Here is a 13,266-nt window from a genome sequence, read left to right on the forward strand (position 1 = left end):
GAGAATGATTCTCAATTGGATAGAATAGGAGGTTAGAAGATTATTGTGAACAAGAGAAGAATGCTTGTGCAAATTTTCTTTAGTGTAGCCGTGTTTTTTGCTTTTTTGACTACGACAAATAATTGGGCAGAAGAAATATCACTGGACATTGCTCAACCAACAGCGAGTATTGAAGAAACGCTGACGTGGGTAGATAAAGAAAATTTCGATAAAGCCAAACAAACGTATCAAGAAGTAAAGCAATGGTGGACACAGGAAAAACAAGCAGTCAAACAAAAAAATACCACTGTCGCGCAACAAATTGATTTAAAAGTCGGACAAGCATCAATTGCGTTGTTGTTAGAAGATCAAACGGATGCTAAGAAAGAGTTAATTGCTTTGGATCAAGCCATTGTAGCAATTAATCAAAAAGAGCATTCGTTAGGTGCGTATATCAATAAGCTGGCGCAATTAAAGACAATGGCTCAAGAAGAATCTTGGGAAGAAATACAAGTAACAACCGAGCAATTAGCCTCTGAATGGTTATCTGTTGAAGGGGATGTTGTTAGTCGCTCGCAAACGATTTACGATCATTCAGAAAAAAAATTATTGGATCTAAAACATGCTGCTGAGACTAAGAATAAAGAAACATTGATAAAAATTGTTGATGAAATGCAAAAAGAGTTGTCATCGATTGATTCAACGGAATATTCGATAGTTGATGTAGCCATGATCCCATTTCGTGAAGGCTTAGAAGCGATGTTAATCATCAGTTTACTGCTTTCAGTTGTTAAACAACAAAAGAAAAGTAAAAAAGCGAAACGTTGGATTCTAGGAGGCAGTGCATTAGGTGGTTTAACGAGTTTAGCGATTGGCGTAGCGGTTTATTACGTGTTATCAGTAGTTGCATTTGGTACCAATAGTCAGTTGATTAATGGCTATTCAGGTATTTTTTCAAGTGTGATGCTAGTTTTCGTCGGAATTTGGATGCACAAATCTTCAGATGTGCAAAAAATGACGAACTTTTACAAAGAAAAAAGTCAAAACTCTGCCACAGGTGGGGTTTTGGGGTTAGCTGCATTAGCCTTTTTAGCTGTGGTTCGTGAAGGTTTGGAAATCGTTATTTTTATCATTGGTTTAGTTGGAAAGGTTTCTATGCAACAATTAATTGCAGGTTTTTTATTAGGTATCTTTTTATTAGCTCTTGTTGCAATTGCTTTATTTGTTTTTGAACGACGTTTACCATTAAAAGCTTTCTTCACCTTGTCTAGCGTAGTGATTTTTTACTTAGCAATTAAATTTATGGGGTCAGGAATTCATAGCTTACAATTAGCCAATCAATTGCCAAATCAGGTAGAAAATTATTTACCAACATTTACGGCATTAAGTATTTATCCATCATGGATTTCATTTATACCCCAACTTGTGATTATTGGGATTATTATTGTCTATTTACTTCAAAGAAAAAAGGAGAATTCTCATGAAAAATAAAATTTTAGGTGTTTTATTAGTATCAACAATGGTTTTAGGCGCATGTGGAACAACAACGAAATCTGCTGATTCAACGGAAGAGCAAACTGCTACATCTACGACAACGAGTGAAGTTGCTGCAACTGATGTTGATGATGCTGCTTTAAAAAAAGAAATTCAGACAATGCGTGACGAATTACAAATTGTCAAAGATGCAGTAGATAAAAAAGATGCGAAAGCTTTACTGGACAATTCAAAAACAATGCACAAACATTGGTTAGATTTTGAAAATGATGTTCGAAAAGCTTATCCATTAGAATATAGTACAGTTGAAAAATACGAAACCCCAATTTTTTATGGTGCTCAATATGATGAGCCAGATTTTGATGCTATTGCTGAAAATGTTGCTGGTTTAGAAGATTCATTGACAAAATTAGAAAATGCAAAACAAACAAAAGCAAAAACTTCAGAAGTTTTAGATCAAGCAGTTCAAAATTATCAAATCTATTTACAAGAACAAAGTGATTTATTAGTAACTGGCACTAAGAAGTTCACAGATGCGGTACGTAGCAACGATATTGAAACTGCAAAAAATGAATATGTGAAATCACGTGTGTTCTATGAGCGAATTGAACCAGTAGCTGAAAGCTTTGGTGATTTAGACCCTGATATTGATGCCCGAATCAATGATGTTGACTCTGAAGCAGATTGGACAGGATTCCATGTGATTGAACGTGCGCTCTGGGAAAAGAATACAACAGAAGGTATGAAAGAATTTGCAGATAAACTGGACGCTGATGTTAAAAAATTAGACGACCAAGTGAAAAGTTTGGAAATGGAACCAACACAAATGGTTGCTGGTGCAATGGAATTACTTAATGAAGCAGCGACAACAAAAATCACCGGGGAAGAAGAAGCCTATTCACATACTGATTTATCAGATTTAGCTGCGAATGTGGAAGGTTCAAAAGTTGTTTATCAAGCAATTATTCCCGCTTTAAATGAGAATGATGAAGAATTAGCTAATCAACTAGATACGCAGTTCAATACAATGGAAGAAAAATTAGCAGTATATCAATCAGGTGATAGTTATGTTGATTATACAGAGTTGAGTAAAGAACAAATTCGTGAAATCAGTACAGAATTATCAACGCTAGCTGAATTAATGGCAAAAACTGGCGCGATTTTTAATTAAGGATTGAAAAAAATGAGTAAAAAAGAAGAGAATTTGTTTGAAAAAAAGATTTCTAGACGAGAAATGTTAAAATTGTCTGCGTTGACTGGTGTAGGGATTGTTGCGGCAACTTCTGGCGTGACAACTTCAATTGACTTGTTAAAACAAGCAACTAAACAAACAAATGCACAGCAAGTTGTTGATTTTTTTGGAAAGTATCAAGCGGGCATTGTCACGCCACAACAAGAATATGGTTATTTTGTCACTTTTGATTTAACTTTAAAAACCGTTAAAGAACTAAAACAATTGCTAAGAGATTGGACCATGCTTGCACAAACTGTCACTAAAGGTGAAACTATGGAGAATCCCAACAATGAGTTATTACCACCGAATGATACGGGGGATAGCTTGGGACTAAATGCCCAAAATTTGACGATTACCATCGGTTATGGATTGTCTTTATTTGAAAAAGATGGTGTCGATCGTTTTGGAATTCGTGATAAGAAACCAGTTTATCTAAATCCAATGCCTAAGATGGCTCATGATTCCTTGCAAGCGGATTTTTCTGATGGTGATATTTTATTTCAAGTCTGTTCCAATGATCGACAAGTTGCTTTTCACGCAGTTCGTAATTTGATTCGAATGAGTTCAGGACGAGCGACTGTCCGCTTTTTAGAAAATGGATTTATCAAAGGTGGTAAAGATGAAACACCTCGCAATTTATTTGGTTTCAAAGATGGTACTGCAAATGTTGAGCATGACACAAAAAAAGGGTATGACTCAGTTGTATGGACCGACCAAACAGAACCAAAATGGTTTCAAGATGGCACATATTTAGGCTATCGAAAAATCAAGATGCTTTTAGAAATTTGGGATCGCTCCAGTTTATTAGATCAAGAAGATACATTTGGCCGTAAAAAAGAATCTGGTGCAGCTTATGGCCGTAAAGAAGAATTCGAACCGGTCATTTTATCTAAGCAACCAATTGATTCACATGTTAAACTAGCTAAAGATGTTGAAAAGAAAATGCATCGGCGAGCATATTCTTATCAAAATGGCATTGACGAGATAACCGGTAATATTGATGCTGGTTTGTTATTTATTGCATTTACTCAAAATCCTGAGGAACAGTATATTCCAATGCTGCAACTAATGGGTAGAAAAGACAAGTTAAATGAATATACAATTCCAGTTGGTAATGGTTTGTATGCTTGTCAAAAAGGACTAAAAAAAGGCGAGTACTTTGGGCAACAATTATTTGCGAATTAACAGAAAAACTCTCGAAAAGAAATTTTTGAGAGTTTTCCTTTTGTTTACGTTATACTAGTGCTAAAAGGATGTGATTAAATGGTTCAATCAGAATTAACGGTTCATGGTATCATCGAAAAAATAGCAACTTTTACGACTGGACCAGTACCACAAATTACACGGTTGGTTTACCAAGAAAGCTGGATACAAGCGCAAGACTATCTCTTAGGACTTGCTCAAAAAATAGGTATGAATGTGGCTATTGATGAAATGGGCAATGGTATTTTAACGATTAAAGGCACAAAAGAAGGCGCAGTGACTTTGGGTAGTCATATTGATTCCGTAGTAAATGCTGGTAAATACGATGGGGTATACGGTGTTGCAGCAGCAATTGCTTCTGTAAAAGAATTGGTTGAGCAATATGGTCAACCGACGTATGATTTGCAAGTATTGATCTTTTCTGAAGAAGAAGGTAGTCGTTTTCCCATGAATTTCTCAGGTTCATTGAATGTGATTAATGCCTTACCAGATATAAAAAAACTGCAAGATCGCGAGGGATTCTCTTTTATCGAGGAGCGTGAAAAGGCATTGGCACCGTTAAAAGCCAAATTTCCGATAGGGGAGGCACAAATACCAATCAGTTTTGCTGAAATCCATATTGAGCAAGGGCCTGTCTTGGAGCTCAAACAAAAACAAATTGGTCTTGTAACAGGCATTGTTGCACAAAAAAAATTCACTGTAACCATTAATGGTGAAGCAAACCATGCTGGGACGACGCCTATGTCGATGCGTCAAGATGCCTTCAAACATGCGATTCAATTGATTACTTACTTAGAAAATGTTGCTCAACAAATTGGCGAACCTTTCGTTTACACTGTTGGAGAGATGCAACTAAGCCCTAATGTAGTCAATGTTGTTCCTGGAAAAGCTGTTTTCTCAATTGATGTTCGCCACATTGATGCAGAAAAATTGGATTATTTTGAAGAGAAGTTGAATCACTACATTGCAGAACAAGAAATAACCATTACAGTAGAACGTTGGTTAAACGAACCTTCTGAGAAAATGGATGAAGAATTCTTAACATTATTGGAAAAAATTTGTAATGATAAAAACGTTAGCTATGAAAAGATGGCAAGTGGTGCTGGACACGATACTCAAATTATGAACCTTGTAACTAAAACAGCTTTATTGTTTGTTCCCAGTTGCAATGGAGTTTCACATTCTCCGCATGAGTATACAACTGCTAAAGATTTAGAACAAGGTAAAGAAATTTTGAAAGAATTTATTTATCATTTAGCCTATTAAAAAAGAAACTAATTTGAGTGGGATTACTCAAATTAGTTTCTTTTTACTCTTCTTCTAAAAGAATAATCTGATGCCCTTGCTTTTGTAGTGTATTAACATGCAATTTTCCCCATTCACAGAGATTATCTAAAACTGTGCTTAGGGTTTGTCCATAATCACTTAATGAATATTCTACTTTAGGCGGTACCTGGTTATAGGATTCGCGATGCACAATATTGGCTTGTTCTAATTCTCGCAATTGTTGCGTTAGCATTTTTTGACTAATTCCGGGGATTTTTCGTTGAAGATCGCTTGGTCGCAATGGAGCATCTCGTAAATTACACAAAATAATTGGTTTCCATTTTCCACCGATAACATCCATCGTCGCTTCAACGCCAATATTATAAATTTTTTCTAGCATTTTTTTATTTACAACTCCTTTACTTATCCATTTCATACTTTTAGGTAGGTATCATACAAAAAAGTAGGTACTATACAACTGTATAGTCTCATTATATGATACTGATAGAAATTTTCAAGGAGATGAATAAAATGATTCAATCGTTAACTGATACAGTAAAATTAAACAACGGTGTAGAGATACCAGGCTTAGGCTTGGGTGTTTTTCAAATACCAGAAGAAGAGACTGCAGAAGTTGTCAAAGCAGGTATTATCAATGGCTATCGTTTAATTGATACAGCACAAATCTATGGAAATGAAATGGCAACTGGTTTAGGCATTCAGCAAGGAATAAAAGCTACGGGGATACAGCGTGAAGAGTTATTTGTTACAACCAAAGTCTGGAATAATCACTTGTCTTATGAAGAAACCAAGCAAGCATTTGAAGAAAGTTTAGCACGCTTACAGTTGGACTATTTAGATTTATATTTAATTCATTGGCCTGGCATCGATGCATTTGAGGAGACATGGCGTGCTTTAGAAACGTTATATGATGAAGGAAAAATTAAAGCTATTGGTGTCAGTAATTTTCAAATTCATCATTTAGAAAATTTATTTTCTTTTGCTAAAGTGAAACCAGTATTGAATCAAATTGAGTTACATCCGAAGTTATCACAACGAGAACTTCGTGCATTCTGTCAACAACAAGGAATCAGGGTACAGGCTTGGTCACCTTTGATGCAAGGCAGGCTACTAACCCATCCAACGATTGTAGAGATAGCTGAAAAACATCAAAAATCAGCAGCACAAGTTATTTTACGTTGGGGTGTACAACAAGATATTTTATTAGTTGTAAAATCCACACATGTAAAACGGATGCAAAGTAATGCAGCAATTTTTGATTTTGAGTTAGATCAAGCAGATATGGCTAAGTTGCATGCATTAAATGAAAATCTACGTGTTGGGCCAGATCCGGATGTATTTGATTTTTAAGGAGGAAAAAGATGGAATTATATTTAGCAAATAAGACAGTATTGGTCACTGGTTCAACGAAGGGAATAGGGAAGGCAATCGCTGTAGAATTTGCACGTGAAGGGGCAAATGTCATTATCAATGGTCGTAATGAACAACACGTGCAAGCAATTGTGGATGAATTAACGCAACAATTTCCTCAAACCACACCACAAGCTGCACCATATGATATAACCGATCAAAAAGCGCGCACAACGCTTTTTACGCAGTTCCCAGCTGTCGATGTGTTAATCAATAATATGGGGATTTTTCAGCCGATGGATTATTTTGACATTGCGGATGAGGTATGGGAAACGTATTTCCAAACCAATGTTTTAGCAGGCAATGCCCTTGCTAAATTTTACTTGCCGAAGATGTTAGCGAAAGACTTTGGTAGGATTTTATTTATTGCAAGTGAGGAAGCAATCATGCCTTCTGGTGAGATGGCGCAATATAGCATGACTAAAACCATGAACTTATCTTTAGCTAAAAGTTTATCAAAATTAACGAAACAAACAAATGTCACTATTAATACAATTTTACCAGGATCAACTTTAACAGAAGGCGTTCAAGAAATGCTAGTGACAATGTATCAAGAAAGTGGTTTAGATCAAGCTGAGTGGGAAACAGATTTTATGAAAAAACATCGGCCCTTATCACAGGTTCAGCGTTTCATTCGACCGGAAGAAATTGCTCGCTTCGTTACTTTTGTATCAAGTCCAGCTGCTCGATCTTTCTCTGGTGCAGCATTACGTTTAGATGGCGGCTTAGTTCCAACTATCTTCTAAATTAAAAAGTCAAACTGGAAAAAATAATTATTTTTTCCAGTTTGACTTTTTTTATAATAATTCTTTCCTTAAATCTTCGTCAGATTTGTCAGAGAGGTATTTTGGGGCAATATCTAGAACTGTGTAGGCACCAAAAGTTTGTTCGTTTGCTAGACGTACACAGGCACGTGCATAAGCAACAAGCACGCTGGCTGTAAATTCAGGATTACTCTCTAAATATAAATTGTATTCAATAACTTGTTTAGTCTGTTCGTGCGTAGTCCCTGTATGCAAAACGGTTCCACCATGTGGCATTGCTTTATGGTCACGATTTAGTTCTTCTTGAGAAATAAAATGTACTTCGGTATCATAATCAGCAAAATAGTTTGGCATCGTTACAATTTCTTCTCGAATGCTATCCGCATCGGCGTCGTCTGTTAACACAACAAAACATTCGCGCAAATGTTTGTCACGAGTCGTTAAAGCTAAGTCCTCGCCAGCTTTTAGTCGTTCAATAATTTCTGTATTGGGAATGGTATATTGTGTGGCATCCGCAACACCTGCGATACGTCGTAAGGCATCTGAATGTCCCTGACTCACACCTTTGCCCCAGAAGGTATAGCTTTCGCCTTGCGGTAAAATACTTTGAGCATATAGGCGATTTAAACTAAATAAGCCTGGATCCCAACCAGTAGAAATAACGGCAACCGTTTGATTCTTTTTGGCAACTTTATCAACAGCTGCAAAATGCTCTGGAATTTTTGCATGTGTGTCAAAGCTATCAACGGTATTAAATATCTGTGTGAGCTCAGGTGTTTGAACAGGTAAATCAGTAGCCGAACCGCCACATAAAATACACACATCAATTTTTCCTTGATATGAAGCTAACTCGTTCATGGTATAAGCTGGAGCTCCTTCGGTCGTAACTGTTTCTGGTGCGCGACGAGTAAATACACCGACTAATTCCATATCTGTATTTTGTTTTAATGCACGTTCAACACCACGGCCTAAATTACCATAACCAATAATTCCTACTTTTATCATTGTGACACTTCCTTTTATTAAGATAAAAAAATTATAACATGTTTCATCACCATGGTAGTAGGAGAGAAAATAATTTTTTGAATATTTTGAAAAAAACAAGAAAACAAGTCCGGAAAAAAATGGAAAAATAACAGAAAAAACTAGACAAATAAGATGGTCGATGTTATACTAATTTAGTCGTTGAAATTTAAACGGTAAATTGTTAGGTAATCTAACATGATGGCGACCGTGGCGAAGTGGTTAACGCACCGGATTGTGGCTCCGGCACTCGTGGGTTCGATTCCCATCGGTCGCCCTTTAATTTAATCTTGGGGTATAGCCAAGCGGTAAGGCAAGGGACTTTGACTCCCTCATGCGTTGGTTCGAATCCAGCTACCCCAGTTATTGAGACAATTATCATTTTGGTAATTGTCTTTTTTGTGCAATAAAATACCCGTAACGATTGTATGAATCGTTACGGGTATTTCTCAATTAACTTAATAATAACTGATCATCTTTTAACTCAGTACCACTATTTTTTTGGAACATTTCCATTAATTGTGGAACTGTTAGATTTCGTTTTTCTTCATCAGAAATATCAACGACAATTTTGCCTTGATGCAACATAATTAAACGAGTACCATATTTAATTGCGTCTTCCATATCATGTGTAACCATGAAAGCTGTTAGCTGATGTTCTTTAATTAAACGATCTGTTAATTCCATCACCGTAATGGAGGTTTTAGGATCAAGTGCAGCGGTGTGTTCGTCTAATAAAATTAAATCTGGTTGAACTAAAGTTGCCATTAGTAAAGTAATTGCTTGACGTTGTCCTCCTGAAAGTAGACCAATCTCAGCAGTTAAACGATTTTCTAAGCCTAGATTTAATGTTGCTAATTGTTCCTTGAAGAAAGGTCGATTTTTCATTTTAACAGCAAGACTAAAACCACGTCTTTGTCCACGTTTTAAAGCTAAGGCTAAATTTTCTTCAACAGTTAAACGAACAGCTGTGCCAAGTTTTGGATCTTGGAATACACGGCTAATTGATTTGGAACGTTTAATTACTGAATCTTTGGTTACGTTTTTTCCATTCAATAAAATAGTTCCTTGCTTGGGAGGAATTGCACCAGCGATGCTATTTAATAAAGTTGATTTGCCAGCACCGTTCCCACCAATAATTGTAATGAATTCGCCAGGTTGAATGGTTAAATCAATCCCTTTTAAGACATGATTTTCATTAATAGTTCCTTGTTCAAAAATTTGATGTAAGTCTTTAATTTCTAATACAGGAGTCATTTTTTTGCGCCTCCTTTTGGTTTATTTAGTCCTAATTTTCCACGAATTTGTGGTAATGATAAGCACAAGACTAGGACGATGGCAGAGGCAATTTTTGAGTCAGCGGGTTCAACATTTAATTCAAAAACGATTGCTAGAATAAAGCGATAAATAATGGCTCCCACAATAATCGTAATAAGTCTGAGCAATAAAGGTTGATTACGGAATAAAACTTCTGCAATGATAATTGAAGCTAAACCGATAACGATTGTTCCAACACCTGAGTTTAAATCAGCAAACCCATTGTTTTGAGCAATTAAGGCACCTGATAAGGCGATGCAACCATTTGAAATCATATAGCCAATCATTTTCATATTATCGGTGTTAATCCCATTGGCTTCACTCATGTCAATATTATCACCGGTTGCACGAATTGCTAATCCCGTTTCTGTTCGGAAAAATAAAAATAATAATAAAACGACAAGTGCAGCAATCAGTGAGCCGACAATAATAGTTGCATTAATTTTATTTAAGCCTAACGCTTGAAACCAGCTAAAGACGGTTTTTTCTCCTAACAATGCAATGTTCGGCGCTTGCATCACGCGTGAAGTCACGGAGTATAAACCAGTCATTGTAATAATTCCTGCTAATAAAGCCGGAATTTTCAATTTAGTATGAAGCAATCCGGAGACTAAACCTGCTAATACGCCTCCGACAAATCCTAATAATGTCGCAATCCATGGTGAATAACCATTGGTAATGCTAATTGCCGCAATTCCAGCTCCAAGTGGAAAGCTTCCTTCGGCGGTTAAATCGGCAATATCTAAAATTCGAAAGGTGATAAACACACCAATCGCTAACAATGCCCAAACGACCCCTTGAGAAGTCGCTGATTGTACTAGAATCAATATATCCATGATCATTCCTCAAATCTTATAAAATAATAGCGAGGACGAGTGAGTATTGTCCTCGCCAACACCTTATTCTGGTGCTTTAATACTTGTTGGGTCAATTCCTAAAGCTTTTGCCATATCTTCATTAACGACTAATTTTAATTCATTAGCAAATTCAACAGGCATTTTATCAGGGGTAGCATCACCATCAAGAATTTTTGCTGCCATTAGGCCGGTTTGTTTTCCTAAAGATTCATAATCGATACCGTATGTTGCTAAACCACCAGCTTCTACTTGTTCAATAGAAGCGGCAACGATAGGTGTTTTTGTTTCTTTGGCTACTTCACCTACTACAGTTGCAGCACTTGCAAAAGTATTATCTGTTGGAATATAAATACCATCAACATCTTTTGCTAAACTAGTAGTTACTTGCTGTACATCATTAGTAGTATTTGCAGTTAATTCTTTGACCTTAACGCCAGCTTTTTCTAAGGCTTCCTTGGCTAATTTTGCCTGAATTTTTGAGTTTGCTTCACCAGCATTATACATGATACCAATTGTCTTTGGGTTATCAATGATGCTTAGTAATAAATCTGTTTGCTTGCTAATATCTGGAACCATATCAGTTGTTCCTGTCACATTGCGTCCAGGTTCTTCATTTGAATCAACTAATTTTGCTTCTTCTAAGTCGGTAACGGCTGTCACAACAATCGGAATATCTTGCGTTTCATTGGCTAATGATTGAGCAGCAGGAGTAGCGATACCTAATAATAAATCAGATTTATCTTTTACTAATTTTTCACTCATACTTTTTAAATTGTCTTGATTATTTTGAGCATTTTGGTAGTCAATGACTAAGTTTTCGCCTTCTTTATAACCACCTTCAGCTAAACCTTCTTTGAAACCTTCGTAGGCTGCGTCTAATGATCCGTGTTGAACAATTTGTAAAACACCCACTTTTTTTGAATCACCAGCACCTTTTGATTCCTCGTTAGGTGTGCCGCAAGCGACTAAAGCTAATGCGCTCAAGGTAACAAAGCTAGTTGTAACTAATCTTTTCATTTTCATCTTTTTTCCCCCTAGAATAATTTTTAAAAATAAAAAATCCACTCAGACAATTGTCTAAATGGATGAAAAACATCTTAAAATCAACATTTTCAGCCATTTAGGAAGTGTCTACATGGCTAACGAAAGACCCTAGCCAAATAGATACGAAAATAATTTTTCCGCCTGTACCCAAATGCCGACTACAAGCCTATCTAAAATAGCTAAAGTAAAAGTAATTCAATTGTGTTTGCGTATTTAGATTTGTCATGATAATCCCTCCACATTGAATGTATTTAGTATAAGAGAAAATAGGGCACTAAGTCAATCGAAAATTTTAAATTTTCAGAAATTTTCGCCAATAAAAACATCCTCCCATTTTACATGAAAGGATGTTGGCACTTATTTTGTACGATAAGAACGAATAGTATTTTGAATACCTGAGATACTAAATAACGTTTCATCGTCAAAAGTAGTATTGATAGTTGTATCTAATTTATCCTTAAATAGTTTTTCATATGCATCAATTGATAATTTTACACGTTGTTCCAATAATGTAGTATGCATATCTGCTAACAGGTGTTTTTCATAACCTGCTACTAAGTGACCACTGAAAAATTCAGAAACAGCACCAGAACCATAACTAAACAGGCCGATTCGATCGCCTGCTTTTAAACTTGTAGCATGTTCCAATAATGAAATAAGCCCTAAGTATAGCGACCCTGTATAGAGATTCCCAATGCGACGACTATAAGCAATACTTTCTTCATAGCGTGCTAGGATACGTGCTTGTTCTTCTTTAGTTTCGTCTTCTAAAATAGCTAACAAGGCTTTTTTACCCATTTTTGTGTAGGGAATATGAAAAGCTAATGCTTGGTAATCAGCTAATGTATAACCGTTTCTACGTGTATTTTCTTGCCAGACTTTTTGAAAAGCGTTGATATATGTTTCATTTGATAACGGACCGTCAACTAGTGGATAATCATGGCCAACTGGTCGCCAGAAATCATAAATATCTTGAGTTAACATCACATTGTCATCATTTAGACTCAAAATTTTCGGATTAGCAGTAATTAACATTGCTACTGCACCAGCACCTTGTGTTGGTTCGCCCCCAGAATTTAACCCATAACGCGCAATATCAGTTGCTACAACTAACACTTTACTTTCAGGATGAAGACGTACATGATTTTTAGCAAATTGCAAACCTGCTGTACCACCATAGCAAGCTTCTTTGATTTCAAATGAACGAGCAAAGGGTTGAACGCCTAATAGACGATGAAGTACAACAGAAGCGGCTTTTGATTCATCGATACCTGATTCAGTTGCGACAATTACTGTATCAATTGATTCTAAGTCGTCCTCTGTTAAAATATGTTTGGCTGCATTGGTTGCAAAAGTCACGATATCTTGCGTTTTGGCATTTATAGCCATTTGATCTTGGCCAATCCCGATATGGAATTTATTTGGATCAACATCACGAGCATGAGCTAAATCCGTCATGTCAATAAAATAAGGCGGAACAAAAAAACTGATTTTATCTATACCAACAGTCATAGTTAATCTCCTTTAACGATAGTTTACTTTTATAAAGTAACATATTTTTGTGAAAATTAGGGGAAAAATAGCAGATAATTTAAAGATTGTTAAAGAATCTTTAGTAAAAAATGGTTATAATAAAGAGAAAGTTTTTTTTTAA

12 protein-coding genes and 2 tRNA genes are annotated in these 13,266 nt (G+C 36.0%); 8 read left to right on the forward strand and 6 right to left on the reverse strand.

The features are described 5' to 3' along the window. Positions 1–45 precede the first annotated feature (45 nt). The 4 genes from AC4BC5_RS12220 to AC4BC5_RS12235 all read left to right on the forward strand — a co-directional run bounded on the left by AC4BC5_RS12220 (position 46) and on the right by AC4BC5_RS12235 (position 5,176). Complete coding sequence (locus tag AC4BC5_RS12220; RefSeq protein ID WP_490495641.1) at positions 46–1,470, forward strand: FTR1 family iron permease; 1,425 nt, start codon at positions 46–48, stop codon at positions 1,468–1,470. Then, positions 1,460–2,644, forward strand: coding sequence for an iron uptake system protein EfeO (gene efeO, locus AC4BC5_RS12225; RefSeq protein WP_490495642.1), 1,185 nt, complete (start codon positions 1,460–1,462; stop codon positions 2,642–2,644). Before AC4BC5_RS12220 ends, efeO begins: the two co-directional genes overlap by 11 nt. Before the next feature lie 12 nt (positions 2,645–2,656). After that, positions 2,657–3,892 (forward strand): iron uptake transporter deferrochelatase/peroxidase subunit, encoded by a 1,236-nt coding sequence (gene efeB, locus AC4BC5_RS12230; protein ID WP_490495643.1) that lies wholly within the window; start codon positions 2,657–2,659, stop codon positions 3,890–3,892. A 78-nt stretch (positions 3,893–3,970) separates the two neighbouring features. Then, positions 3,971–5,176: a M20 family metallo-hydrolase gene (locus AC4BC5_RS12235; RefSeq protein ID WP_490495644.1), complete on the forward strand. Its 1,206-nt coding sequence runs from the start codon at positions 3,971–3,973 to the stop codon at positions 5,174–5,176. 43 nt (positions 5,177–5,219) lie between these two features. Here AC4BC5_RS12235 and AC4BC5_RS12240 read toward each other — a convergent pair whose 3' ends face one another. Next, positions 5,220–5,576, reverse strand: a complete 357-nt coding sequence (locus AC4BC5_RS12240) for a winged helix-turn-helix transcriptional regulator (protein ID WP_490495645.1) — start codon at positions 5,574–5,576, stop codon at positions 5,220–5,222. A 131-nt stretch (positions 5,577–5,707) separates the two neighbouring features. Between AC4BC5_RS12240 and AC4BC5_RS12245 the strand changes: the two genes are divergently transcribed. Then, positions 5,708–6,547: an aldo/keto reductase gene (locus AC4BC5_RS12245; protein ID WP_490495646.1), complete on the forward strand. Its 840-nt coding sequence runs from the start codon at positions 5,708–5,710 to the stop codon at positions 6,545–6,547. An 11-nt stretch (positions 6,548–6,558) separates the two neighbouring features. Beyond that, positions 6,559–7,353, forward strand: a complete 795-nt coding sequence (locus AC4BC5_RS12250) for an SDR family NAD(P)-dependent oxidoreductase (RefSeq protein WP_490495647.1) — start codon at positions 6,559–6,561, stop codon at positions 7,351–7,353. A gap of 51 nt (positions 7,354–7,404) precedes the next feature. On the opposite strand, the gene AC4BC5_RS12255 is transcribed toward AC4BC5_RS12250, so the two are convergent. Further along, complete coding sequence (locus AC4BC5_RS12255; RefSeq protein WP_490495648.1) at positions 7,405–8,376, reverse strand: diaminopimelate dehydrogenase; 972 nt, start codon at positions 8,374–8,376, stop codon at positions 7,405–7,407. A 222-nt stretch (positions 8,377–8,598) separates the two neighbouring features. On the opposite strand from AC4BC5_RS12255, the gene AC4BC5_RS12260 reads away from it, so the two are divergent. Then, a tRNA-His gene (locus AC4BC5_RS12260) sits at positions 8,599–8,671 on the forward strand. 14 nt (positions 8,672–8,685) lie between these two features. Further along, positions 8,686–8,757: transfer RNA gene (locus tag AC4BC5_RS12265), tRNA-Gln, on the forward strand. A 90-nt stretch (positions 8,758–8,847) separates the two neighbouring features. On the opposite strand, the gene AC4BC5_RS12270 is transcribed toward AC4BC5_RS12265, so the two are convergent. The 4 genes from AC4BC5_RS12270 to AC4BC5_RS12285 form a co-directional block, all read right to left on the reverse strand. Further along, positions 8,848–9,651, reverse strand: coding sequence for an ABC transporter ATP-binding protein (locus AC4BC5_RS12270; protein ID WP_490495649.1), 804 nt, complete (start codon positions 9,649–9,651; stop codon positions 8,848–8,850). Further along, the gene (locus AC4BC5_RS12275; RefSeq protein ID WP_490495650.1) at positions 9,648–10,547 is read right to left on the reverse strand and encodes an ABC transporter permease; all 900 of its coding nucleotides are present in this window, start codon (positions 10,545–10,547) and stop codon (positions 9,648–9,650) included. Before AC4BC5_RS12275 ends, AC4BC5_RS12270 begins: the two co-directional genes overlap by 4 nt. Before the next feature lie 63 nt (positions 10,548–10,610). After that, positions 10,611–11,591: an ABC transporter substrate binding protein gene (locus AC4BC5_RS12280; RefSeq protein ID WP_490495651.1), complete on the reverse strand. Its 981-nt coding sequence runs from the start codon at positions 11,589–11,591 to the stop codon at positions 10,611–10,613. A 378-nt stretch (positions 11,592–11,969) separates the two neighbouring features. Next, positions 11,970–13,124: a hydroxymethylglutaryl-CoA synthase gene (locus tag AC4BC5_RS12285; protein ID WP_490495652.1), complete on the reverse strand. Its 1,155-nt coding sequence runs from the start codon at positions 13,122–13,124 to the stop codon at positions 11,970–11,972. Positions 13,125–13,266 lie beyond the last annotated feature (142 nt).

This window comes from Enterococcus sp. AMC2644 (assembly GCF_058216475.1).